The following is a 23,793-nucleotide window of genomic DNA, read 5'->3' on the forward strand; positions in this document are numbered from 1 at the left end:
GGTCCGGAATGGTTGTTTTCACTAGTACCCTTCCTAACGTAGCGTCGGGCCGTTCGGCATTGCCAGAATCCTGCTTACGTTTGAGTATCTGTTGTTCGGGGTTGGTGCGGGCGCTGCGCGTCCGGGCCGGCTCTATTTTCGTAGGAAGCCTACATGGAATACCCCTTGCCGGCAGCGGCTCGGCAATACGTTGCGGAGCATTTGCACGACGACCCCGCCCAGCTTGCGTTGCAGGCCCGCCGCTACCCCGGCCTCCCCGTTCCGGACCTAGTCCGGCAGATTCAGGCCCGCCAGAAAGCCCGCACCAAGCTCCCAACTTGGGCTGAAAACCCCGACCTAATTTTTCCGCCTACTCTCTCGGTTGAGCAAGCCTCTTCGGCTCGTACGGCCGCGTTCAAGGCCTCCCTGGTGCAAGGCCAGCGCCTCGCTGACCTCACGGGTGGTTTCGGGGTAGACTCCGCCCACTTTGCCGCTAGCGTAGCCGAGGTGCACTACGTGGAGCGCAACGCGGCTTTGGCCGATGTGGTGCGGTATAATTTGGCGCAGCTAGGTATTCAGAACGTGCAGTGCCACGCCGAGGACGCCGTACATTTCCTGCGCAACACGCCCGATACGTTCGACTGGCTGTACCTGGACCCCGCCCGCCGGGACACGGCCGCCAAAAAGATTTTCCGCCTCCAAGACTGCGAGCCGGACGTACTGCGCATTATGCCCCTGCTCCTGCACAAGGGTCGGAGCGTACTGCTCAAAACCTCCCCATGCTCGACATTGAGCAGGCCATTCAGGAGCTGCGCCACGTGCGGCGGCTGTGGGTACTAGCCGTGGACAATGAGTGCAAGGAGGTACTATACGAGCTAAGCCCAGAGCCAGCCGTAGACCCAGAACGCTACACCGTGAACCTGCTACGCAACGGGCAGCAGCAGGAGTTTCGGCTGAACCGGGCGCGCGAAGCCCGCGCCATTGCCCGCTACGCCGAGCCGCAGCAGTACCTGTATGAACCCAACGTGGCCGTACTCAAGGCCGGCGCGTTCCGCAGCATCGGGACGGCCTACGAGATGCTCAAGCTGCACCAGCACAGCCACCTCTACACTTCTGATGTACTGCGCCCGGAGTTTCCCGGCCGCATCTTCCGCATCAAGGCGGTGGAGAAATACGACGGCCAGGCCCTGCGCACCCACCTCGGCCCCGAGGCCCGCGCCCACGTCACTACCCGCAACTTCCCCGATACCGTGGCCGAGTTCCGCCACCGCACCGGCATCCGCGAGGGCGGCGACCTGTACCTATTTGCTACCACCAATCTGGAAGGCAAACTTATGGTCCTGGTCTGCGAGAAGCTCTAAGCGGTAAATGAGTGAAATGGTGAGTTGGTGACCTAGTGAGTTTGAAAAAGCCCGTCATCCTGAGCGCCGCGAAGGACCTTGTCACGCAAGAACGAGACGTTGTTACGTTCATTATTCCTGCGTGACAAGGTCCTTCGCGGCGCTCAGGATGACGGGCTGTTGTTATGCTACTTCAACTCACTCACCGTGCCGGGCTAGTCCAGGGGTTGCCTTTGAGGCGGAAGCGCCAGGGTAGAGTGGCATCTTCGCCGGCGTAGTCGATGCCTACTCGGGGCGAGGCCACAATGCTGTCCTCGGGCACTACGTCGCCGCGGTCTTCCAGCCAAACGACGTCGCCGGTTACGGGCAGGCTGTAGTGAGCAGTGGTAAGGCCGAGGGCTTGGGTGAGCAGGCCGGGGCCGCCCGTGAGGTTGCGGCGTACCTCCGTCATGCCCCGGCGCAGTAGCATTTCCGGAATGCCTTCCGTAGGCTCCAGCCCCGAATCAGTACGGCGTCGGCTTTACCGGCTTCGTTGGTAATGATGTTGAAAAGGACGTAACGCCCGTAGATCAGGTAGGTGTAGGCCACGCCGCCAGGTTCGTACATCACGCGGGTGCGCGCTGTGTAGCGGCCCAGGTGAGAGTGGCAGGCTTGGTCGTTGATATGGGCGTAGGCTTCTGTTTCCACGATGCGGCCGCCGGTAAGCACCCCGTTAATGCGCGTGAATAGATATTTACCGAGCATTTCGCGGGCAATAAGCACAGGATCGGGGCGACGATAAAACTCAGCGGTCAGCTTCATGACTGGATAACTGGGTAGGGAGGAGCTAGTGGTACCGGCTGTTTGCATAAAGGTTACAAAGCCGAGCTTTCTTGTCCTCTACCCAATAGCTTCTCTTTACTGGCCCAGCTGATCTGATTGCTCTCCTAGCTTCTTTCTGACTTTGCTGTTACCTTTGCAGCGTAGAGGTGGCCGGACCCCGATTGGGGGCGAGGCTGAAAAGGGAATCCGGTTTAATTCCGGAGCTGTCCCCGCAACTGTACGCTTCACGAGTCGGCGCGTCATCACCGGCCACTGTTTCACAGGCACTTTCCTTGGAAAGCCGCCGAAATGGGAAGGCGACGCGCCCGGAGCAAGCCAGGAGACCTGCCTCTGCATTTCCCATGTTCAGCGCCTGCGGAGGAAGGGCGGAGAATGAATGCAGTGGCGGCGTTTCAGCGCGGCTAGATTTTCGTCTGTTTTCGGCCTCGGCTCCGAGGAAGCCGCGAGTGGCTTTGCTGCCCGCGCAACCCTGGGGTTTTGAACTGAATTTTTCGATTGCGAAAATTTGGTTCGGAAGATGCATTTTCTGAAGTGGCTGCCCCTAAAGCAGCTAGGCCCATTCCTCGGCTGCGCGAGCCTGCTGGCCGTGGCGCAGCCCCTGGCGGCCCAATCGGCCTTACCTCCTGACACGGCGCGCACCCAGCGTTTGCCTACCGTGCGCGTGGCGGGCGTTCGGCCCGACCGATTTGCCGTAGGAAGCCGCCGGCTCACCCTAGATTCATTGGCGCTGGCCAACTACCGCACCAGCACGCTAGCAGAGGTGTTGAGCGCCCGCACGGCCCTGTACCTCAAGAATTACGGGCCCGGGCAACTCGCGTCCATTACCATGCGGGGCACCTCGGCCCGGCACACGGCGGTGCTCTGGAACGGTTTCAACATCAACCTGCCTTCCCTAGGCGAAGCCGACTTTGCCTTGCTGCCGACTGCTGGCGCTACGCAAGTAGATATTCAGCCGGGGCCAGCCAGCGCCACCTATGGCAACGGAGCCGTGGGGGCACAGTGTTGCTTTCCTCGCCGGTACGTTGGGGAGTAGGCTGGCGGGCCGTGGGGCAGGTAGAAGCAGGCAGCTTTGGGCTGCGAGCCGGCACCTTGGAAGTGGGGTTCAGCAACGAGAAGCTAGCCGTGCGCACCAGTTTGCTCTACCGCCAGGCCGACAATAACTTCCCGTACTTCGAGCAGGTAGCCACCGGGCGTGTCCGCCGGGAGCAGGAAAACGCGGCCCTGCAGCAAGCCAGCTTCACCCAAGACCTAACCCTGCGCCTGGGGCAGCATGGGGAGCTAACGGCCGCCGCATGGCTGACCGACGCCGACCGCCAGATTCAGCCTGGCATTGGCACCAATAATACTAACGCCCAGGAGCGGGACCAAAGTCGCCGCCTCATGGCCGGTTACCGCCACGTAAGCACCCGCCACGAGTGGGCCGGCCGGGTGGCCTGGTTTGAGGACGTCATCAACTACCGCGACGACGTGAGCGGCCTGAGCGAATCAACGGTGCGCACTACCCAGGCCCAAGCCGAGCATACCTGGACCTTCGCACCTAACGCCTCCTTACGGGTAGGGGCCGAGGCCCAGCACTTTGCGGCCCAGGTAGATGGCTACGGCACTCAGCCCCGCACCGAAAACCGCTTTTCCGGCTTTGCCCTGCTCCGCTACGACCCGCGGTCCCGCCTGCGCTTGTCCCTGAATGTGCGCCAGGCCGTATTGCCGGGCCAGCAGCCCCCACTCACGCCCACGGCCGGGGCAGAATGGGAAGTAGTGCAACTGGGCGCCCAAGCGCTCAGCCTGAAAGCCAGCGCCTCTCGCAGCTACCGCGCCCCTACCCTCAACGAGCGATACTGGCGCCCCGGCGGCAACCCCAATCTGCTACCCGAACAAGGGTTTGGCTACGAAGGCGGGGTAGTGCACACGCTATCCAAGCCAGCAGCTCACTTGCGCCTACAAACCGAACTCACGGCCTACCACCAGCTGGTAGACAACTGGGTGCAATGGACGCCGGGCGCCTCGTACTGGTCGCCGCGCAACCTGCGGCAGGTGCGGGCCCAGGGCCTGGAGGCCAGCAGTCAGCTTAGCTGGCAGCCGGGAGCCTATCAGCTGGCAGCTCGGGCTTCTTACGCCTTCACCCACTCGCAGAAAACCCAGGGTGCGGCCTCCGACTCCGACCCCGTGGGCCGGCAACTACCGTTCGTGCCCCTGCACACGGCCGCCCTGAGTGCCGATCAGCAGTGGCGGGGCTGGCAGCTTACCACCACGCTCACCTTCACTGGCTACCGCTATACCGATGCCTCGGCTACCAGCTTTTTGCCCTCCTACCTGCTGCTAAACGCCACTGCGGGCCGCACGCTGGCCGTGGGCCCAAGCTGGAAACTGCTGGTGCTGGCCCAGGGCTACAACCTCACCAACCGCAGCTACCAGAGCTACCAGAATCGCGCCATGCCCCTGCGGCACGGGGCCCTGAGCCTGCGCGTGCTGTGGCACTAACCCGTCATCTTTTCCTTAACTCCTTTTTATGAAGCCATTTTCCGCCCTCAGCAGCTTACCTAGCCGGATGCTGCTGGGTAGTGCCGCCACGCTGAGCCTGCTGGCCTGCGACCCCAACAACGACCCAACGCCCACGGAAGCGCCAATCATTACCAAGAGCGTATTCGTGGTAAACGAGGGAAACTTCCTGCGGTCGAACTCTGACATCAGCCTGTTCAGCAAGGAGAGCAACTCCATCAAGAACCCTCTGCTGTTTACTACCGTCAACAAACGCGCCTTGGGCGACGTGGCCCAAAGCATGGCCATTCAGGACTCGCTGGGCTACATTGTGGTCAACAACAGCAACAAGCTGGAGGTCGTCTCGCTGGCTAGCTTCCGCTCGAAAGCAACCATCAGCAGCCTGAAACTGCCCCGTTACTTCGCGGCCGCTTCCGCTGAGAAAGGGTACGTTACCGAAACGGTGGCGTATGGTAGCGCTGGTCAGGTTTCGGTTATCAACCTGAAGACCAACACGGTTACCAAAACCATTCCGGTGGGCATCCAGCCCGAGCGGCTAGCCGTAGTTGGCAACCGCCTTTACGTGACCAACAGCGGCGAAAACACCGTTACCGTCATCAACACTACCACCGATGCCGTGGAAGGCACTATTCCGGTAGGCGACTCGCCGAACAGCGTGGTGGTGGACCGCAACAACAACGTATGGGTGCTGAGCGGAGGCAAGGTGGTATATAACCCCAACTACACCATCGACTTTACCCGCACTACCAAGGGCAGCCTCTCGCAGATTACGCCCGGCCAACTCACGGCCAAAACCCGGGAAGTGGAGGTCAATACCAGCTCCCCGGGCCGCCTGACCATTAATGGTCGCCGCGACCAGCTGTACTACGTTTACCGGGGCGGCGTGTACACCCTGGCCATCGGCGACGACAAGCTGCCGACTACCCCGCTTATCCGGCGCAGCTTTTACGGGCTCGGCGTTGATCCGCAGGATAATACGATTTACGGCGGCATCGGCTCCTTCACGGCCGCCGATAAGGTAATCCGCTACCGCAGCACCGGTGCCGCCATTGACTCGTTCACGGTCGGCATCGGCCCCAACGGATTCGTGTTCTACTAACCTGGCTCTGGGCTCTTAACCGAGAGTTCTAGCAGACGGATTCTACCCAATACAACAGCGCCGGGCCTCCTCAAGGAGAGCCGGCGCTGTTGTGTTTAAGGGCTTCAGAATGGCCTGAGCTTAGTCGGCGAGGCCGTCGTTGTTTCTGTCTTTGCGGTTGGCGCCATCTTCGTACACCTCGCGGCCCGTGGGGGTTTTCTTGGTATTTCGGTCTGTGCCCGAGGTAGCGGAGTCGGCACCGGGGTTTTGGCTGGGCATGTTGGTATCCATTCCCGGATCCTTAGCCTCGCTGCGCTCAACGTTGGTATCCCCGGCTTTGTCGCCGGTATTACAGGCAGTGAGGGAAGTAGTGAGCAGCACAGCAGCGGCCATTGCACGGAGGAAAGCAGCGGTTTTCATGGGTCAGGTTAGGAAGAGAAGTAAGACGTATACTATTTTGGCCTGTACGGCTGACCGAGCCACTAGTTTTTGCGTATGAGTATTTCCTACGCTTGCTACCCTTGTTCCACCGCCAAAACCCGCCTCTCCCATGTCTTGTTGTTACACCTGACGGCTACCCTACGCCGGCCGCTACTGGCTACTGAATAGGACGGACGTGTATCTTTGTCTACCTTTTGCCGCTGCCATGACCCGTCCAACGCTTCCTGCTTTTGCCTCTACTCCCCTCCTGCGGCGGGCCGCCATGCTGGCGGGAATTAGCTTTCTACTGGCGCTGGCGCTGGTAGGCTATTTGTTTGGGGTGCAGGACCACTTCTTTGGCCGGCTGTTCAGTGCTTTTTTCGTATTTTTCTGGCTACTGGCCGTAACGTTCCTGGGTGTAGTGCCCTTTGTAAACTGGGCGGCTGCCAACTGGTTTGGTCAGGAATGGGCCGAAGCGCCGACGGAACCCACGCGGCGCCCTCGGCCTAATCCAAAGGCGGCTACTACTCGTAAACCCACGCGGACCGCAACGCGGCTGAACTCAACCCAACATCCGTGAAAACGACGCTTCTCCACATCAAGAACATGGTTTGCCCACGTTGCATCGAAGCCGTGCGCAGCCTTCTCGAACAAGCTGGCTACCATCCTACCGACGTAACGCTGGGCCAGGCGCAACTTGATCAAAGCACGCCGGCTGATCCGGCTTCCGTGGCGCCCATGCTGCGCGAGGCGGGTTTCGATGTGCTGATGGGCCGCGCCGATCAGCTAACCGAGCAAATCAAAAGCGCCCTGGTAGAGTACCTGGAGCATTTGCGCACTGCCCGCATGCCCCTAACTACCTCGGCCTTCCTCACCGACCGGTTTGCGGCTACCTACTCTCACCTGAGCAAGGTATTCTCGCGCACGGCCAACCTCACCATTGAGAAATACCTGATCCGCCTGAAAATTGAACGGGTAAAGGAAATGCTGAGCTATAATGAAATGACCCTCAGCGAAATTGCTGAGCAGATGCGTTACAGCTCCGGGCAGCATCTAAGCAATCAATTCCGTCAGGTAACCGGCCGTTCCGTCAGTGAATTCCGCCGCGACTTGATGCCCAAGCGTCTCTCGCTGGATCAGCTGGCGTAGGCTACCTCCAGGCACAAGCAAAAGTGCAGGCCGCTCACTTTTCCTATCAGGGAAAAAGGAGCGGCCTGCGCTTTTGTAGCATTACCTCTCCGGAACTAGGGGTAGGGTGAAGGCGGTTACGGGCACCTCTGGCATCGTATCTTTGTTGTCCGCTTCTGACCCCGTGCTGCCGTGTCCGCTTCGCTTCGCATCCTGCTCATTACCCCGCCGCTCACCCAGCTCAACACGCCCTACCCGGCTACGGCCTACCTCAAGGGTTTTCTGGGCGGGCGCGGCTACCAGGTAACTCAGGCCGACCTGGGGCTAGAGCTGGTGCTGAAGCTGTTCTCGAAAGAGGGCTTGGGCCGGGTATTCGCCGAAATTGAGGCTGGCGCTTACTCGCTCACCGACAACGCCCGTCGCATGCTGCGCCTGAAGCAGAGCTACCTGAGCACCATCGGGCCGGTCATTCGCTTCCTGCAAAACAAGGACAACACGCTGGCCCCGCGCATTTGCCACTCGCGGTTCTTGCCCGAAGCCAGCCGCTTCGACAATATTGCCGACCTGGAAACAGCTTTCGGTACCATGGGCCTCACCGACCAGGCCCGCCACCTAGCCACCCTCTACCTAGAAGACCTCGGCGACCTAATCAAGGAAACGGTGGGGCCCCAGTTTGGCTTTTCGCGCTACGCCGAAAAGCTAGCCATGTCGGCTACCTCCTTCGACGGATTGCACGAGGCTCTGCAAGCGGCTCCCAACCTGCTCGACCAGATGCTAGTGGAGCTGCTGGATGAGTTAGTAGCGCGGGTACAGCCCAATGTGGTGGGTTTTACGGTGCCGTTTCCGGGCAACTTGTACGGGGCCCTACGCTTGGCGGGTCGTGTTAAGCAGATCAGTCCGGCTACTAAAACGCTGATGGGCGGCGGCTACCCCAACACCGAGTTACGCAATCTGCGCGAGCCGCGCTTCTTCGACTACATCGACTTCCTGACCCTGGACGACGGCGAAGGGCCCTGGCTGCGGCTACTGGAATGGCTGGGTAAGGGCAATAGGGCTGCTGAGTTCGTGGAGCATCAGGCAGCAGTTGAGGCGGAATATCTCGCCACGGGAGTAGGTAGTGGCAGTAGCGCGGCAGCGGTTGAGATGGTGCACTCCGTGCTGCAAGGCGCGGTGGAAGCGCAAAATTTACCATTTCAGCGCACTTTCCTGCGGAATGTGGCGGGCGAAGTGGAATACATCAATCAGCCATTTCCGGATGTACCCCACCCTGAAGTAGGCACGCCCGACTATTCCGATTTACCACTCACGGAGTATCTCTCCGTAATCGAGGTGCTCAATCCCATGCACCGGCTCTGGAGCGACGGACGCTGGAACAAGCTGACAGTAGCCCACGGCTGCTACTGGAAGCGCTGCTCTTTCTGCGACGTAACCCTGGACTACATCTCGCGCTACGAAACCGCCCCGAGCACCCTACTCGTGGACCGAATCGAGCAAATCATTGCCCAGACTGGCCAAACCGGCTTCCATTTTGTGGATGAGGCGGCCCCGCCCCTGGCCCTGCGCGACTTAGCCATTGAGCTACTCAAGCGGCGCGTAAGCATTACGTGGTGGGGCAACATTCGCTTCGAAAAGACCTTTACCCCCGACCTGTGTCGCCTCCTGGCCGCCAGCGGCTGCATAGCCGTGAGCGGGGCCTAGAGGTGGCTTCGGACCGCCTGCTGGCTCTCATGGAGAAGGGTGTGACCATTGCCCAAGTGGCCCGCGTGACGGATGGCTTCACGCAGGCGGGCATTATGGTGCACGCCTACCTCATGTACGGCTTCCCAACCCAAACCACCCAGGAAACTGTGGACTCCCTGGAAGTGGTGCGGCAGCTGTTTCAGGCAGGCATCGTGCAGAGTGGCTACTGGCACCGCTTCTCCATGACGGCTCACTCGCCCGTGGGTAAAAACCCGGCGAAGTATAAGGTAGCAGCTATTGGACCGGAGCAAGGTGCCTTTGCCTGGAACGACCTGTGGCACGAAGACCCCACCGGCACCGACCACGAGGCCTTCGGGCCGGGCCTGGCCAAGGCCTTGTACAACTACCTGCACGGGGTAGCCCTGACCGAGCCGCTTAGCTTCTGGTTTGACTTCCGGACACCGAAGCCCACCGTGCCGCGCCACCTGATTCAGCAGGCCCTGCAGGAGCCCGCCAAACCCGACGGCGCCCGGCCCAACAACCGCCTATTTTGGCTAGGCAATGCGCCGGAGCTGCGGTATGAGCCGGCCAAAAAAGGACAGCGGGCCATTCTGACTTTCTACGAACAGGCCGAGGATTTTGAGGTAACCGTACCGGCAGTACTGGGCCCTTGGTTACTCGAGCTGCTCACTACCCTGGCTACCGACTACGATACCAAGATTCTGCTGAAAGACGCGGCTACCTCCTACCCCGCCGCAGCCAGCCAACCTTGGGAGCAGTTTCTGTTGTCACCGGGTTGGCAGCTGCTGCGCGAAAAGGGGTTATTGGTACTGTAATAAGGCACCTCAAAGCTTGCCGGCGATAACTAAGCGTGCAGCCTTTTGCAGGCCTTGAGTGGGGCTTAGCCGTGCTTATTCTTGACTAACGCAGCCTAACTGCCGAATAAGTAGAGTCATTTCCTTCGACACCGAACCCCGAGGATTCTACTTGTCAAAACTACTTTGTGACTTCACGCAGCCATTCAGTGAGGCCTTCCCAGTAACCGGCCGCTGGCTTGGGCCACTGCCACTGACCATCGGCGCTTAAGCGGCCGGGCTGAACAAAGTCGGCGGCGGCTTGCGGATACGTGCGAATCTGCGTTCCGCGACGATTTCCAAGTACGAGGCGCAAGCGTCGGGCACTTTCGCGCACGTTCACGCTTGTATCGAGGCCGGCGTACAGCGCCAGCACCGGAATGCGCTGCTGGCTGAGCGGTTGGTAATGGCTGGCTTCGTCACGGGTAGCGGCCGCCACCGATTCCAAGACAACAAAAGCAGCGGCCGGCCGGGCGCGGGCGGCGGCCCCGGCTACCTGCGGCCCCACGGAGCCGCGGCCCCAGCACCCTACCCGCCCGGAATCAACCGCAGCCTGGTGGCGCAACGTGCTTAAAGCCGCCGCCGTGGCATAATACGCGCTGGAGTCTGCGGCATCAGTCGGGGCCGGAGCGGTTAGGACCAGGGTAACGAAGCCGCGGCGGGCCAGGTAAGCTGCTCGGGTTTGGGCAGCGGCCTGCGTGCGGGGTACGGCCAGCAGTGCTATGGCAGGATGTAGCCGCAGGGTATCGTCGGGGAGGAGGAGGCGCGCAGCCTGGGCGCGGCCGGCGTAACGAACAGTCAGGCCCTGCTCCCGGAAGCCCCGCGGGGCCGCCTCGCCCCGGCGCACCCAGACAAAATCAGCCCGCACACTGTCTATAGTCAACAAACCGCGCAGAAAGTCGCCTTCTCGCACGGCCTGAATACTTATGCCGCCTGCTTGCCCGGCTTGTTGCTCCAGCCGCAACTGCGGCTCCTGGTATGCCAGACGGCCAGCTTCAAACTCCAGCCCTGGCAGCTGCGGAAAGCTTATATCGGCCTGGAGCTTACCCGGAGCAACTTCGCGCAAATCTAGGCTTACCCGCAACTCGCTGCCCTGGTAGCTAACCGGCCCCTCGTAGTGGCCGGTGGGCAGCGACACTTGGGCTTGTTCGTTTCCGCCCGCATCACTGGAGCACGCGGCCAGCAGCAGCGGAAGGCTCCACACCGCAGCAGAGGCAAGAGAACAAACAGGCCGTAGTAGTTTCAACGGAAGCAGGATAGGTAGACGACAAGCTAAAGGTACGCGGACATGGTTAGAAGATAGGCGGGACAACTCTTCTCTACCTTGAACCCCACGCAAGAGCGAATACAGGCACTGTTTACTGTAATCCTTTACGCAGAATCAGGTCGGTCTGCTCGTCGGAGCCTACCGTAAACAGGTGAGTGCCAATCTGTCGGAACCCGAAGCGGCGGTAGAACTCCAGGGCCCGGGTATTTTTCTCCCAAACTCCCAGCACAACGGCCCGGCTTCCTTGCTGACGAGCCTCCTCAATAGCGCGGCGCATAAGGGCCGCGCCCAGCCCCGTACTAATCCAATCCTCGCTCACGTACAACCGCTCAACTTCCAACCGGTCTTCGGGTGTTTTCTCAGGGTCGAGGCCCAGGGTTGAGTGCAGCTTCAGCTTCGCGTAGCCTACGACTTCCTGCACCAGCTGAGCCAACAGAAAAACGGTATCAGGGTCCTGTAGCTCACGTAATTGCTGCTCCGGGCCGAAGGTAGCGGCCTCGTAAGCTGCCATATCCTCGGGGGTATTGTGGGCCACGTACGTTTCATGAAACAGGCGCTGGCCTAGCTCAGCTAATTGGGCAGCCGTAGCCGCATTGCGCTTGGCTACCAGAATACGGAGCGGAGAGGTCATAATAGGGAAACCAGATCAAAGAAGAGCGGCAAAGGTAAGGCTCCTAATCCACGGTATCGTTGCCGCGCCGTTCGCGCCAGCCGTAGCGCAGCATCATTACAGCCGCTACCAGCATCGTCAGGCTTATCACAATCCGACCTGAACTCAGGACATCCGGGCCCAGCCGCTCATATTCGTAGTAGACCACCCCGAGCCGTAGGCCAACACCAAGTAGCAGCAAAAAGCCAGCAATCAGGAACAGCCAGCCAACCAGGCGGCGGGTAGTAGGCGGAAGAGGCCAGGACATAAGCAAGCAGCAGTTGAATCCGGCGCCCGGGCGCCGCTAATAAAAACAATACCAAATGGAGGGAGCTGAAGGATACGCAGGCAGTTGGAATTTGATTTTCCCCGCGTACTTTTGCTTTACCACGCGGGAGTAGCTCAGTTGGTAGAGCATCAGCTTCCCAAGCTGAGGGTCGCGAGTTCGAGCCTCGTTTCCCGCTCATTGTAAATCAGCCACTTGTCTTTAGAGACGGGTGGCTGTTTTGCTTTTGGTTTAAACGTTGGTTTAAACAGGTGGATAGCTACATATGTCGTGCTTAGCTTTACAACTGACAAGCTCGGGCTCTAACACAGCGCCGGGTTAAAATACCTCTAAGACTAATTTCGGATGCTAGGCCTCGTAACTCGCACTACTCTCACTATCCTCTTCTCATTGAGTTTTTATCTACCTACGTTGGCTCAGGGCTCAATTGCTAAGCTGGATGAAAAGAACGGTTTCAAAGACGCAAAGCTCGAAAGCAATGTCAGTTCATTCGGCCATTTAGTTGACGAATACTGCGGGAGCTCTGAAGCTGGTGTTAAATGCTATACCCGTACTACTGATGTGTTAAAAGTGGGAACAGCCTCATTAGACAAGATTCAGTATACTTTCTACAAAGACGCATTAGCAGTTATTACTGTAACTGTTAAGGGACGCGAGAATATCATTAGCTTCTCGGAAACTCTATATGCGGCCTATGGGACTGGAAAGCGTCCTTATGAAGGAGTGAATGAAGCTGAATGGAATGGAGAACGAGTAAAAATGAGTGCAGAGGTAAAAAAGGAAGAGGGGTCCAAAGAACCAGTCCTTACACTCACAATTGTAAGCAAGCCACAAATTGCTCGTTCTAAAATGGATAGGGTTGAGAACCGAAAAGCCGCAATGCAAAAGGCAATCAGCGACTTGTAAGTTTTCTAGTTTATAGCCCTAAGTAATAGCCTTTAAATCATACTAATTCCCTGCCTAACAATCTGGATATTAGGGCGTTCAATATTACAACTAGAATTTAAGCTAATGGAACTGCCAAGCAAAGAAGTGGTAGCGTTGATGCGTGAGAAGGGCGTAGAATATTTATATCATGCTAATACTGTTCGTACAGCATGTACCTTCTTCCGAACAGGCCACCTCTTGGCTCGCGGATCAGCCCATGAAAGAGAACTCGACCAAACTTCTCAGTCGTCGGATAGACTTGACAGAAAGCTTGGTATTTGGTACGACTTGTTTTTTGATTCGTGCGACATTCATGAAAGGAGCAGCAGTTACAATAAATATGGCCCTGTATTACTGTGCTTTGACCTAGAAATACTAGAACAAGATTGGGCCCCAACAATTTGGGTGACAAAAGATAACCCCATACGCTGGACTGCCACTACCCCTTCTAATGAGCGGTGGTTCAATTCAATGGATGAATTGTCTAGTCAATATGACCGCTTCGCCTTTAGGCAACATGCTGTACTGAGAAATGTCGGAGGAAGCGTTAGGATTCTTCCTTATCTGAAAAAAATAGTTATTGACAACCCTAAACGGCAAAGACCAAATGCGCCTAGTATTGATATGTTTAGTGAAGCAGTTGGTGCCCTTAACAATGCCCTTCGTGCCGGGAAACTCCACGGCTCGGGAATATCTTTTCACAGTCGGCCTTGCACCTGTGGATGCGTTCAAGGCTATAGAGACATGCCTAACGAATTATTAATCAAAGGTTTTGGCAGTTAAAGACTTTATGGCTGCTAATAACATTGCAAATTGAGTTTATGAGTGCAAGAATTAAGTTTTAGTTAAGTAAAAAACGACTTAGCAGCCTTTTCCAGTCGGCCGATTTCTACTCATTTCTCATTGCGGCCTAGGTAAAAGTTATTGACAGAAGGCGTTAGTGGTTGAGCCAAAATACTGTGATGCCCTATACAAAGGATATTCACCAGCATTGAACTATTACGTCTCCTAACACACTTACCACCTGTTATTGCGGACAGCCACCTATATTATACCTTTTAAAAAGCTGTGTGTAAGGCTGTTACAACAATTCTAGCAGCGCTTAAATAAAGAATCAGAAACTCCAAAAGGAGACTACTTATACCAATACCTGTTCTTGCCTCATGCTTGGCTCAGCAGGCATTTCGTCGTAAGTGCGTCCATTAAGTTGACGTCCAGCGGCCTTTTTATTCTTCCCACCCCATTGTTTAAAGAAGAAGGCTACACCAGCGGCTTCACATTGCCGTAGGATATCTTGTACCCATTCTTCTTTCATTGGACGAGGATTTTGCCCTGATTCTCCCCCTACTATTACCCAGTGAATACCAGTCAGGTCTAAATCTGGTAGAGGTCCTAGTAATGGTTCTAAAGAAAGAAACTTAGTTTTTGCCCCACTATTACGTAGTCCCTCTATTCTATGACGCACCCGACTGTCTTCAACTGACACTCCCATCCAAATATTGTCAGTCCAAGTGAGTTCTGTAGAGAAGTTCTCCAACAGTTCCGCACGTTTAGTAAGTACTTGGAACTTGTGTTGAGGGCACTGATTCATAGTAGCAAATACCTTCTTAATAAAGACTAAAGGCACGTTTACATGGAACAAGTCACTCATTGAATTGACGAATACAGTAGTTGGCTTTTTCCACGTAAAAGGGCGAGAGAGCTCTGATTCATGTGTTCTAATGACTTTGAAGCCGTCAGCGTATTTCTCAATACCCATAGCTTTAAGTCGTTTAGACATTACTTCAGCATAGCAGAACTTACAGCCCGCAGAAAGCTTGTCGCACCCTGTAGTAGGGTTCCAAGTCATTTCTGTCCATTCAATACTTGACTGTGCCATTATCCAGTGTACTTAAATAACACTTCTCTCTTGGGCTTGTAGTCCAAGTAGTTCGCGTTTTTCGGGACAGGTTTTCCATCTTGGGCTTCGACAGTAACCTCTCCCCTTTCTCTTAAATGATTTAAGGCAGCGTGCGTTGATTTTGTCAAACGTCTATTCACCACACCGAACTCGTATATCTGCCGGTTCGTTGCTTGACCTAACTTGATGAATGACCTAAGTTGATTGATATGCTCAACCTCTGAGCCATTGAACGACAAAGTTAGCTGCCCTGGGTTCTTGCGGTGTATATGACCTTTGCCTGCCTCCTTATCCAAGTTCCAGCAAGCTTGATTGAAAGCATCTAAGCCTTTCACATGTGGAGTAAAAAAGAATAGTGAATACTTATTTCGACTTGCTGTCTCCAGCATAAAGGAAGATTTATACCCTGCTCCAATCTTTTCTTGTAGTCGCTGTAAAAGTTCTGATTCAAATTCTTCGAACCGTTGGAAACGAGGCACCGCATTGTCGAATAATTCTTGCAGAAGAGACTTTAAGGGAAGGAAACAGGCTGGCACCTTTTCCTCTGCAATATCTATAGTAGCGGCATTAGCGAACCGATACATATGCGTAGTCGGTAAGAACAAAAGGATTTCGCAACGATTGCAAGAAAACAAATCCATAAGCTTTTGTGGCTTAATGGATTTATAACCCCAAGGGTCTATAAAAACTAACGATTTTTCGGTGGACTTTATAGATTTTAATGTGGTACATACCTCTTCAAGCATTGTGTCATACTCGGAGCATGAATACCGCACAGTCACTTTGTCCTGTGGTAGAGGAATAGTAGAAGCATATTCTTCTACTCTTTGGATTTTTTTCTGCTTCGGGTCTACGTCCGACTGGCCCCAATCATTGAGGCGAACATTCAGCTTTACCTTAGTTCTCGGTGTCGAGGTGAAATAAGCTAGAACCGTTCGTAACCCTCTTAGTGCGCTTCCCTCTGCACCATCTTTATATTTACCTTCTCCACAAAGCACGTCAAACAACCATATTCTCTCTAAGTGAGGTGTATTGCCAAGAATGCTCAAATACAATGACAGGTAGTCAGTGTATAGCTTGACTTTCGCTTGTGAGTGGTCCTGTAACACGTCCTTGGTGGATACACCTTTACTACTCATTTTGGAAGCTATTTTAAATATACTCAATTTTTTAGCAATTGTTCAATGAGTTGACAGATAATATATTCTAGTCACCTCTATTGCAGCAAGGACCAAGTTACATAACCTTCGCAATCAATGTACAAGCATAAAAAAAGAAGAGAATTGCAATGCAATTCTCTTCTTCACATAGGCTTATTTAGTCTTTGTAGCATCAACCAATTTATAAGTTGAGCCTGGTTTAGGGGTTGGTGGTAAAGGATTGCCCTTTGTAGAAGTCCTTTCAGGGCCTTGGCCTCCCCGAGGGCCTACAATTTGGTATTGCCCGCTCTTTGGAGCCGGGATACCGGGGGTTAGGTTCTTTGCCATGAGGCTAAGAGCGTTAGGATTACTGCACAACCTCGTGCATTGAGCGTATAATTACTAAAAAATTTAACCAAACAAAATACAAAGTGTAGATAAACAACACTTTATGACTTTATTCCTAAGCTGACTGGCAATAGTACTAGAAGTGACAACTCATATTATATAATGCCATGATTTATAGACAATTAACAGCAAGGGTTACTATAACCGAAGTAGTATGCACTTTTACCCACTATAACTTCAAATTATTAAAATATGTAAGGAAAGCTCACTTGTATAGGTGGGCTTTTTTGTCCAGATAGGTAGCAATTCCTCTTAATAGTAATACAATAGGCAGAATGCCTTTACCTGCTTTACCCCATAGTAACAAATCCGGGGTCCGAGGCTTACCTTATTCAAATTCCCTGTCTACATACCCGAAAGCTCTTTGAAATGAATAATGGCCTCACTAGGTCGCCGTAACTTGTGGGTACCACCTACACTTCCTCAAACGGCCTTCCAACATGAAGTTTATCGTCTCGCCTTCCGCCCTGCTCAAGCAGCCTTGAAAAATATTCTGCTTGGTCGCTGACAATTCGTGTTGGACTGCATTAGCTGCACTACTTACTGGGGTCTGAACGAGGGCTTCTTTCTGTTCTTTACGAAATATCTATAGGCTATGAACTTCGTAGCGTGTCACAAAACCGACCTTTTACCTTTTAAGAGTATGTACACTTCACACCACCTTTTTGGACACTCTAATCTTGCCCCTTAGCCTCAGGGGAATTCGTCTTCCCCTAACTGCAACACTAGGTTAGGTAGAGGATACTTTGGGTATGTGCTCGAAATAGTTTGGGACAAAATCGGGGTTCTACCGATTATGGGTAAAGGATATGCTTTACCACCTCTCCAACCTGCTCTTTGCTTTTCCAGCTCGACGTTGGGCAGCGTATTTATACACATAGACACAACTTCCTCATAGTTCAGACAAACCCATGAGAAACTTCTCTTAACTAGCCCCAATGACTTCAAGCCCACTACCTGAGCGCGTATTTACTCCTATAAGGACTAGGACTTCTACCGAACTTGTTGTATTTTATAGAGAGGGCCTTGCTTGCGCAGTGGGACGAAACGGGGGTACGCCCGTGATAGGAGTAGAAAAGCCAGCACTACGTACTGGCATGTCGCTATCAAAGAAATAAACTAACACCACTTCGGAGCTTTGTCTCCACCAACCAATATCTTACTTCTAAACCGTCCGACTCCAATGTAAAACAGTGCCTTACTTCTAACCTCAAATTAAGGCCAAAGAAAAAGGGACGCTGCCTCGGAAACAGCCTCCCCTCATTCTACGGCCATCATTTCTCCAACGCAGGCGCGGCGTACAGCGCAGATTGTATGAAACAAAAACCTTCCGGAGACAACTGGTCAAAAGTCTTCTCCGCCCTTAATTTCCTAGTTAACGTCGTCCGTATCTTTCACGACTGGAACGACTAAACTAGTCTCGAAAGCAAAGGACCTCGCCCTCGGAAGGCGGGGTTCTTTGTTTTTATGGTTAACCAATTCTACGTAAAATTTGGTTAACCGCTACAAGAATTTGTTGCAAATATGCACCAAACCTTGCTAGTAGCTTCTACGACCCTTTTTGCGGCTCAGGTGGCTTCGTCATTATTGGTCCGGCTTATTGACTTAGTTAGTCGTTTTAAAAACGACCATTTGCAAAGTGACTAACTACACCAGCCTCCGTCAAGCCAAACTTTAAATTTAAAAAGGGCACTTCGACAAGTACCGGCCTTCGGCGACAACCTAAGAGGAACGCATTACCATTTCCTGCCTGAATCTGAATGAGTTGACGCAGTACATTGACAAGGAGGACCTACCCTGCTTCTGCTACTTGAACATGTCCTTGGAGGAAGTAACAAATGGTCCTTCTTCCAGCGTGAGCTATTATATGAGCCACCATGCCCTATTAAGAATTCAAAACGCTTTCCTAGCGGGCGTGGTGAAGTTCACCGGGGCCTATTGGCTGAAATTGGGGGACCACTATTCAAGCTTCACGGATAGCAGTAAGTGAGCAAGGTGCCAGCTTAAAGGGGACTTATACTTGCTACTACCTGATATGCAAAGTCAAGTCACTGCTGCAAGCCCCTATTTGATATAAAAGATGCTTTTCAGACTACTAACTGTCTACTACTTTATCTTGCAGCGCTCAGTGGAAATAAGCTTATAGTGCGCTACGGTGCCTGACTGACCTCTATCCGAATTCAGGAGGTGAGACATTATCCACCTGCTAGTTTGTAGAATGCCTCACCACGTAGTGCAAGGTCTATTATTAAGTCATACATGAAGTGGGGACGTAAACGAATTCGGGGCCTACGGCGACATTACCGCAGTTTGCGGCAACAGGCGAAGAGGCCAAGCCTGATGCGGCTGGTAGATTTAACTTGGCTCGCCCGCTATCAACAGACCTACCACAAGGTAATTGCCGACCCTGGGCCTGCTGTAAAGACGTGCCTCACAAGCAGGAGTTTCGAACCCTCTGGGTGGAGCGTTTTGTACGCACCTTTCCGCATTGGTACGCGCAGTTGAAGAGTCGGTATCCGACCTTTTACCTAGCTGTTTGGCTGTATGAGCCTACAGCCGATGATTTTTGTCACTCCCGACTAATGGTTGCTGTAAATGAGCGGCGGCAGCTTTACGAGAACAGGTTCGGGGTGGCCCACGATATTCCGTTGCCCCTGGAATACATGACAGTGCCTGGAATTGAAACTCTCACCTGGCGAGCGTACCCCCGGTTAGGTTCTTACACGCCCGAAGAGTTTGAGCAGGCTGCTACATGGGTGGCAAACAGACCCTATACGCGTGGAATGACGGAAGAAGGCGAGCCCTGCATTCTCGTGCATTTTGGTTGGGAATGGGTGGGCCAAGCACCTGATTAGCGGGGAGCGGGTATGCGGCTGAACAACATAGGACGTTGTTATGACTTTCCCTTGAGCTGCTGCATAATCTGAAAAGGTCCACCCGCAAAGTCCAGTAACCAATTAGCTCTTGCCCTTCGCTCATAACAGCCAAGTAGCGGCGCGGAAAGACATACCTTACTATCCTTACTCTATTGGCCTTATCCTTGTATGAACCTGTTGTTTTTCTGCCTTTTTGCTTTCACTTACTACTACCTATTATTTGTACTACCCACCAAGATTCCTCGGAAGCAACAACTCATTGGGGTAGGTATAGCACTTACAGCCTTTGCCCTTTTGATTGCTCCGAATATTTGTGTGGGCCAGCGTTATACCACGGCCAGTATCAGGTCAAAAGCAGATAGTGTCCTGAAAAGTCATATCGGAGCCGACGCTTTCAAATATTGTTCCTACGAACCGCATACCTACTACGAGTACGTCAATCTATTCGGACGCACACGGTGGCAGCGTTTGAACAAAGGCAAGCGGACGAAGGGTCGATTTGTAAAAATTGATATGCGTTATGTCGTAGCTATTCCATACGCTGCCTGTCCAGCGTACGATACAATAAGTGGCCAGAGTTCTTTTAAATTCAACCAGTATCTGCGACTAGTAGAACCCCCGTATTTGGATTTTGTACCTGATTTCTACTGGCAAAAACAGACTTGTGGTATCATGTCACAGGCACAGGCTATTGCCATTGCCAAAGCAGCAGGTATCAAACCGGGGTACAAGCCAGTCACGGCTTACTTGGAGTACAATCCAGAATCGAAGACTTTTCTCTGGACCGTTCACAGCTACCTGACCGTCACCTCATACTATGGGAAGTTGCCCCAAGGAGAAGTAGACGTAGTCATAATTGATGCCATTAAAGGGGAACCAGTGTCGCATACCATTAATTATTACGGTCCAGTATTCTGAATACTGGAGTGTGTACACAGTTGCCAAACAGGATAACAGAAGTTCATTACGCTTTAATTTTAAGCCCGTCACAGGCACTTCGGCAAGTAGGCAAGGAATCTACCTCTCTGTACCTCTGCGTCGTTATGAATTCCTCATTATGCCAAAGCTGTTACGGTTTATAAAACAGAGCCATAAAACCCGTTACAACTCTCAAAGGGCGTGCTATTTGAAGTTGTATTTGACAAAGAACTCGACTCAACACAATTAAGTAAGGTGTTGCGAGACTTTATGGACCAGATATACAAGCGACACCTATATTTCACTGGACGTATTCTGGAAGAGCCTGCAGAGTTTTTCGTGTACTCACTCTCTTATCAGCAGTCAACTGTCAGCCTTCAGGATAAGGAACTTCTGTTAGCTTGGTTAGCTAATCGACAGGAAGTGTTCAAGGCAAGGGCAGGTACTATCGGAGAGACAATGAGGGAATACATAAAATTCATAACTACCAAGTAGCGGCGCATAAACTCTTAATAGTGAGCGCAAAAAATCCGTTTGTCTATGTCTACTGCAAACAGTAAGTATCAGCTGCATTCCGGCTACTGGCTGCTTATTGGGGTAAGTGGTGTATTCACGCTACTCTGTGCAAGCGTTTTCTACATTGGCTCCGAAGAATCAGCACAGAACATGATTCGGGAAGAAGGGCTAATTGGTATTTGCCTACGACGTTTTGTTGGCTTTGCCCTATTCGGTAGTGTGCTAACCCTAGGCATTGTGCTGCTAAGTCTAGGAATCAAATTGTGGAACAGAGCAGCAACATGGGCAGAGCCGTTAAACGTGTTGAAGCTCTCCCTCGCTGTACACTTAGCCTGCGCTTTTCTAGGCAGCTTATTTTTTACCTGGTGGGTAGCTTCTACTACGACTTCGTAGTAACAGCTTACAACTCCTTTTATTACGATTTTAGCCCCGTCACGCTCACTTCTGCAACTAGGCAAGGAGAACCATAGGCATAAACAAAAAGACGCCCTGTGAGGCGTCTTTTTACTAAGCATCTAAACTGTATTTCTCAATCAAAACCTGCACAGCCGCTTCCCTCCTTTTCATTCTAGCATCCATACCTTTTGATATTGCGGTGTATGGTTCCTGCTCTTCAGCTGGATGTGTTAAGTTCATGTATTCACGGTAGAGTTCGACGGCTTTGTTTGTTGCGTCCCAATCAATAGCGCTTTGTGGTGCGTGTTTTTGAATGACAGTGACTAGCTCTTTCATCAATGCTGGTGTTACGGGTCTAGTTGATTCTAAATGCTGTACCCAACGTGAAACTCGGGGAAGACAATGTCAAACCACGGCCCAAATACTGGCCAATCAATAACGTCTCCTAAAGAGGCCAAATCAATTGTGTAAGCTGGCTCTTGTTGACTGACTGACACTAAAACCTGATTCTTAACGGGTCAACGCGTATCATACGACGAAGCTTGAAAGGAGTGAATGGACTGAGTGGGTATATGCAGAGCTACTGTTGAGCAACTCGCCTGAAGGTGTTTGTCTTTCCACCGAGAAGACCGGTTGATACCATTTTTACAGTGTTATCGTCTATTACTTGAAACTCTATACTGGTAACGGACATAATCATGGACTGTAAGCCACCTACATTTGAGCGATTTTCAAGAAAAACGTGGCTTCCCTCGTGCTTATAATCAAATATCAAAGGCGGAGTTTTAACTTTATCTTCACTAACATCAGTCATAATTACCTTACTAGCGGTAATTTCTACCTGCTGATTATCCTTACTACGATATATACCTTCAATAGTGTCTCCGAATATCTTGCGCTTAAATTCTTCGCAGCTTACTAAGGTTAATGACACAAGAAGGAGTAGAGACAATTTTATTTTCATGGGCACAACAATTTATTCCGTACAATTATAGAAAATAAACGCCATTGTAATCGTATACGATAACAATATTTTTTTTAAGCTGTCTGAGCTTGCCGCTGTGAAGAACCCGGCAAGCATTAGCGCGTTTGGGCAGCATCTACGGAAGCTGCGTGAAGACCGTGGCCTAAGCCTTCAAATGCTTGCAGATGAATCAAATGTGGCTAAACCGACTCTCTTTCGAGTAGAGACAGCAAAAGCCACCCCTACTTTAGACTTACTCGTTTCATTAGCAAGGGGGCTAAATGTCACTGTGCGAGACTTGGTAGATATTCCAGACCTCGAAAAACTAGACGAAGTATAACAATCTTGTATAATGAAGAAAGCCAGCCTCACATGAGATTGGCTTTCTTATTTTTAATTAAATTATTTAATCAAAGTCTATTTTACGCTTCCATATTCATTACGCAGCTCTATCTTAAATTCATTTGGCTTAAACAATGTGTAAAAGCGTCGCCCGCTTGCATTTTCGTATTCAATTCTAAATTCTTCATAAGGGCAGTAATCGAACTGTGCTATTCCTGCTTCTTCGGAGCTGTCAAAGGCCCCTATAACAGTAAAGGCATACGTCACGCTCTTATGACCCTCTAACGGGACTGTATAATCCATTATCTGCTCCAAGTGGGTAGACTCAGGTTCAACTAACCGGAGCTTGTAAGCCGTATGAAGCGAGTTGTTGGTAATAGTTAGCTTGTATTGCCAGAGGATTTCATCTTCTACCCGATAAGCACGACTAAAGCCTTGGTCCGGTGGAATGTCTCCCGCTGGCATATGACGGCCAGTTGTGAGGGGCATCCAACAGGCAAGCTTTGGCTGATTAAATCGTTTTATGATTTCCTTTCCGATAGAGCCGAAGGGACCTACCAGACCTTTGACGGCGCTAAATAATGTTAAGGCTTCGGGCATAGTTAAGGACAATACAGACTAGTTGAGGGCAATTTTGGATAGGGGCTACTCTGTCCACCACAATGGCGACAGTATGCGGCTAACCAGCTTTCAAATATCCACGATTTTAGCCCTGCTACACGCACTTCTATCTTTCAGAATAGCTGAACACCACTTTACCCCTTTGCTTAGCTTCAAAGGGCTGTTTCAGAGAATTTAGCTACCTCAAAGCTCCCTAAATTGGCATATTTAGGAGCTTACCTGAGATAGTAATACCACAGGCTTGCTCTGAAAGTATATGGCCTCTGCCTAAGTAGGCATTACTCCTACCTGTAAGGTTTTGAAAGACCCTATTATTTTAATATATCCAATACACTCTTGCACTATTCCTTACGGATATCATAGGACAACATATCCTTTTCAATAAGTCTTTTCAACATGACTTTTTGATAAGACTGGTTAAACATTCAATTCAGATAAAAAAAATAATCTGCGAAGCAGTAGTTGACGGAGTCAACTTTTAACGGCTAGTCTAAAAAAAAGCTTTGAACCATCAATATTTCTAAAAAAGGCCCATCAAGCTCAACCTATCCATAAAAAAATCATTTAATCATTCTTGGCATCCCAAATTACCTGATATTGGCCCTCATAAGAACCGAAAACAAGTCTTGCCATTAAATTATTTAATCAACCACATATGTCTTTTTATACATTAAATAATTTAATCATTATTCGCGCCAAAATATTTAAAAAAACATTCAAAATCCTTCTTTCATTTGCAGGGTTTGAACTGAAATTTGCAGAACAAAAGATACTTCCACTGCTTCTT

20 protein-coding genes, 1 tRNA gene, 2 pseudogenes and 1 riboswitch are annotated in these 23,793 nt (G+C 52.1%); of the genes and pseudogenes, 13 read left to right on the forward strand and 10 right to left on the reverse strand.

Annotated elements, in window-relative coordinates; genetic code table 11:
* The first annotated feature begins 153 nt into the window (after window positions 1–153).
* Both MUN84_RS08250 and MUN84_RS08255 read left to right on the forward strand, forming a co-directional pair.
* Window positions 154–819, forward strand: a complete 666-nt coding sequence (locus MUN84_RS08250; protein ID WP_244697418.1) for an RsmD family RNA methyltransferase — start codon at window positions 154–156, stop codon at window positions 817–819.
* A complete protein-coding gene (locus MUN84_RS08255) occupies window positions 759–1,340 on the forward strand; it encodes a THUMP-like domain-containing protein (protein WP_244697420.1) in 582 nt (193 codons plus the stop codon). The genes MUN84_RS08250 and MUN84_RS08255 overlap by 61 nt, the downstream gene beginning before the upstream one ends.
* Window positions 1,341–1,521: 181 nt before the next feature.
* On the opposite strand, the pseudogene MUN84_RS24480 reads toward MUN84_RS08255, so the two are convergent.
* Window positions 1,522–2,168, reverse strand: a pseudogene (locus MUN84_RS24480) (DNA-3-methyladenine glycosylase).
* A 100-nt stretch (window positions 2,169–2,268) separates the two neighbouring features.
* A riboswitch (cobalamin riboswitch) is annotated at window positions 2,269–2,488 on the forward strand.
* 170 nt (window positions 2,489–2,658) lie between these two features.
* On the opposite strand from MUN84_RS24480, the gene MUN84_RS08270 reads away from it, so the two are divergent.
* From MUN84_RS08270 to MUN84_RS08280, 3 genes are read left to right on the forward strand one after another with little or no spacing between them, the layout of a single operon-like run.
* Entirely contained in the window at window positions 2,659–3,174 is a 516-nt protein-coding gene (locus MUN84_RS08270; protein ID WP_244697425.1) for a TonB-dependent receptor, read from the forward strand.
* Window positions 3,141–4,619: a TonB-dependent receptor gene (locus MUN84_RS08275; protein WP_244697426.1), complete on the forward strand. Its 1,479-nt coding sequence runs from the start codon at window positions 3,141–3,143 to the stop codon at window positions 4,617–4,619. Before MUN84_RS08270 ends, MUN84_RS08275 begins: the two co-directional genes overlap by 34 nt.
* Before the next feature lie 28 nt (window positions 4,620–4,647).
* Window positions 4,648–5,736 (forward strand): YncE family protein, encoded by a 1,089-nt coding sequence (locus MUN84_RS08280; RefSeq protein ID WP_244697427.1) that lies wholly within the window; start codon window positions 4,648–4,650, stop codon window positions 5,734–5,736.
* Window positions 5,737–5,856: 120 nt separating this feature from the next.
* Here the strand turns inward: MUN84_RS08280 and MUN84_RS08285 are convergent, their stop codons facing one another.
* A complete protein-coding gene (locus MUN84_RS08285; protein ID WP_244697430.1) occupies window positions 5,857–6,135 on the reverse strand; it encodes a hypothetical protein in 279 nt (92 codons plus the stop codon).
* A gap of 226 nt (window positions 6,136–6,361) precedes the next feature.
* On the opposite strand from MUN84_RS08285, the gene MUN84_RS08290 reads away from it, so the two are divergent.
* The 3 genes and pseudogenes from MUN84_RS08290 (at window position 6,362) to MUN84_RS08300 (ending at window position 9,779) form a co-directional block, all read left to right on the forward strand.
* Entirely contained in the window at window positions 6,362–6,715 is a 354-nt protein-coding gene (locus MUN84_RS08290) for a hypothetical protein (protein ID WP_244697431.1), read from the forward strand.
* The gene (locus MUN84_RS08295; protein WP_244697432.1) at window positions 6,712–7,284 is read left to right on the forward strand and encodes an AraC family transcriptional regulator; all 573 of its coding nucleotides are present in this window, start codon (window positions 6,712–6,714) and stop codon (window positions 7,282–7,284) included. Before MUN84_RS08290 ends, MUN84_RS08295 begins: the two co-directional genes overlap by 4 nt.
* Window positions 7,285–7,455: 171 nt before the next feature.
* Window positions 7,456–9,779 (forward strand): annotated as a pseudogene (locus MUN84_RS08300) (B12-binding domain-containing radical SAM protein).
* Window positions 9,780–9,939: 160 nt separating this feature from the next.
* Here MUN84_RS08300 and MUN84_RS08305 read toward each other — a convergent pair.
* The 3 genes from MUN84_RS08305 to MUN84_RS08315 form a co-directional block, all read right to left on the reverse strand.
* Window positions 9,940–11,001: a hypothetical protein gene (locus MUN84_RS08305; RefSeq protein WP_244697433.1), complete on the reverse strand. Its 1,062-nt coding sequence runs from the start codon at window positions 10,999–11,001 to the stop codon at window positions 9,940–9,942.
* A 154-nt stretch (window positions 11,002–11,155) separates the two neighbouring features.
* Window positions 11,156–11,695 carry a GNAT family N-acetyltransferase gene (locus MUN84_RS08310; protein ID WP_244697434.1) on the reverse strand — a complete coding sequence of 180 codons (540 nt, stop codon included), beginning with the start codon at window positions 11,693–11,695 and terminating at the stop codon, window positions 11,156–11,158.
* Between the two features lie 43 nt (window positions 11,696–11,738).
* Window positions 11,739–11,981 (reverse strand): hypothetical protein, encoded by a 243-nt coding sequence (locus MUN84_RS08315; RefSeq protein WP_244697435.1) that lies wholly within the window; start codon window positions 11,979–11,981, stop codon window positions 11,739–11,741.
* Window positions 11,982–12,104: 123 nt separating this feature from the next.
* Between MUN84_RS08315 and MUN84_RS08320 the strand changes: the two genes are divergently transcribed.
* From MUN84_RS08320 to MUN84_RS08330, 3 genes are all read left to right on the forward strand, one after another.
* Window positions 12,105–12,177, forward strand: a tRNA-Gly gene (locus MUN84_RS08320).
* Between the two features lie 212 nt (window positions 12,178–12,389).
* Complete coding sequence (locus tag MUN84_RS08325) at window positions 12,390–12,905, forward strand: hypothetical protein (protein ID WP_244697436.1); 516 nt, start codon at window positions 12,390–12,392, stop codon at window positions 12,903–12,905.
* A gap of 105 nt (window positions 12,906–13,010) precedes the next feature.
* Window positions 13,011–13,709: a hypothetical protein gene (locus tag MUN84_RS08330; RefSeq protein ID WP_244697437.1), complete on the forward strand. Its 699-nt coding sequence runs from the start codon at window positions 13,011–13,013 to the stop codon at window positions 13,707–13,709.
* Window positions 13,710–14,064: 355 nt separating this feature from the next.
* Here MUN84_RS08330 and MUN84_RS08335 read toward each other — a convergent pair whose 3' ends face one another.
* Complete coding sequence (locus tag MUN84_RS08335; protein WP_244697438.1) at window positions 14,065–14,805, reverse strand: DUF5131 family protein; 741 nt, start codon at window positions 14,803–14,805, stop codon at window positions 14,065–14,067.
* Window positions 14,805–15,965, reverse strand: coding sequence for a three-Cys-motif partner protein TcmP (tcmP, locus tag MUN84_RS08340; RefSeq protein WP_262920676.1), 1,161 nt, complete (start codon window positions 15,963–15,965; stop codon window positions 14,805–14,807). The genes MUN84_RS08335 and tcmP overlap by 1 nt, the downstream gene beginning before the upstream one ends.
* Window positions 15,966–19,417: 3,452 nt before the next feature.
* On the opposite strand from tcmP, the gene MUN84_RS08345 reads away from it, so the two are divergent.
* Window positions 19,418–20,167: a hypothetical protein gene (locus tag MUN84_RS08345; RefSeq protein ID WP_244697440.1), complete on the forward strand. Its 750-nt coding sequence runs from the start codon at window positions 19,418–19,420 to the stop codon at window positions 20,165–20,167.
* A gap of 1,023 nt (window positions 20,168–21,190) precedes the next feature.
* Here the strand turns inward: MUN84_RS08345 and MUN84_RS08350 are convergent.
* Together MUN84_RS08350 and MUN84_RS08355 are read right to left on the reverse strand one after the other, a co-directional pair.
* Window positions 21,191–21,415, reverse strand: coding sequence for a hypothetical protein (locus MUN84_RS08350; RefSeq protein ID WP_244697442.1), 225 nt, complete (start codon window positions 21,413–21,415; stop codon window positions 21,191–21,193).
* A gap of 244 nt (window positions 21,416–21,659) precedes the next feature.
* The gene (locus tag MUN84_RS08355; protein ID WP_244697444.1) at window positions 21,660–22,013 is read right to left on the reverse strand and encodes a hypothetical protein; all 354 of its coding nucleotides are present in this window, start codon (window positions 22,011–22,013) and stop codon (window positions 21,660–21,662) included.
* 127 nt (window positions 22,014–22,140) lie between these two features.
* On the opposite strand from MUN84_RS08355, the gene MUN84_RS24485 reads away from it, so the two are divergent.
* A complete protein-coding gene (locus MUN84_RS24485; protein WP_410780078.1) occupies window positions 22,141–22,383 on the forward strand; it encodes a helix-turn-helix domain-containing protein in 243 nt (80 codons plus the stop codon).
* Window positions 22,384–22,460: 77 nt separating this feature from the next.
* Here MUN84_RS24485 and MUN84_RS08360 read toward each other — a convergent pair whose 3' ends face one another.
* On the reverse strand, window positions 22,461–22,985 hold the full coding sequence (locus MUN84_RS08360; RefSeq protein WP_244697446.1) for a hypothetical protein: 525 nt from the start codon (window positions 22,983–22,985) through the stop codon (window positions 22,461–22,463).
* Between the last annotated feature and the right edge of the window lie 808 nt (window positions 22,986–23,793).

It is taken from the genome of Hymenobacter sp. 5516J-16, assembly GCF_022919335.1.
GTDB lineage: Bacteria > Bacteroidota > Bacteroidia > Cytophagales > Hymenobacteraceae > Hymenobacter > Hymenobacter sublimis.

Bases quoted from the DNA above. Each gene is read 5' to 3' on its own strand.
- MUN84_RS08250 (WP_244697418.1), top strand. From the start codon at position 154: ATGGAATACCCCTTGCCGGCAGCGGCTCGGCAATACGTTGCGGAGCAT.
- MUN84_RS08255 (WP_244697420.1), top strand. From the start codon at position 759: ATGCTCGACATTGAGCAGGCCATTCAGGAGCTGCGCCACGTGCGGCGG.
- MUN84_RS08270 (WP_244697425.1), top strand. From the start codon at position 2,659: ATGCATTTTCTGAAGTGGCTGCCCCTAAAGCAGCTAGGCCCATTCCTC.
- MUN84_RS08280 (WP_244697427.1), top strand. From the start codon at position 4,648: ATGAAGCCATTTTCCGCCCTCAGCAGCTTACCTAGCCGGATGCTGCTG.
- MUN84_RS08285 (WP_244697430.1), bottom strand. From the start codon at position 6,135: ATGAAAACCGCTGCTTTCCTCCGTGCAATGGCCGCTGCTGTGCTGCTC.
- MUN84_RS08290 (WP_244697431.1), top strand. From the start codon at position 6,362: ATGACCCGTCCAACGCTTCCTGCTTTTGCCTCTACTCCCCTCCTGCGG.
- MUN84_RS08310 (WP_244697434.1), bottom strand. From the start codon at position 11,695: ATGACCTCTCCGCTCCGTATTCTGGTAGCCAAGCGCAATGCGGCTACG.
- MUN84_RS08315 (WP_244697435.1), bottom strand. From the start codon at position 11,981: ATGTCCTGGCCTCTTCCGCCTACTACCCGCCGCCTGGTTGGCTGGCTG.
- MUN84_RS08330 (WP_244697437.1), top strand. From the start codon at position 13,011: ATGGAACTGCCAAGCAAAGAAGTGGTAGCGTTGATGCGTGAGAAGGGC.
- MUN84_RS08335 (WP_244697438.1), bottom strand. From the start codon at position 14,805: ATGGCACAGTCAAGTATTGAATGGACAGAAATGACTTGGAACCCTACT.
- tcmP (WP_262920676.1), bottom strand. From the start codon at position 15,965: ATGAGTAGTAAAGGTGTATCCACCAAGGACGTGTTACAGGACCACTCA.
- MUN84_RS08345 (WP_244697440.1), top strand. From the start codon at position 19,418: ATGAACCTGTTGTTTTTCTGCCTTTTTGCTTTCACTTACTACTACCTA.
- MUN84_RS08350 (WP_244697442.1), bottom strand. From the start codon at position 21,415: ATGAAAGAGCTAGTCACTGTCATTCAAAAACACGCACCACAAAGCGCT.
- MUN84_RS08360 (WP_244697446.1), bottom strand. From the start codon at position 22,985: ATGCCCGAAGCCTTAACATTATTTAGCGCCGTCAAAGGTCTGGTAGGT.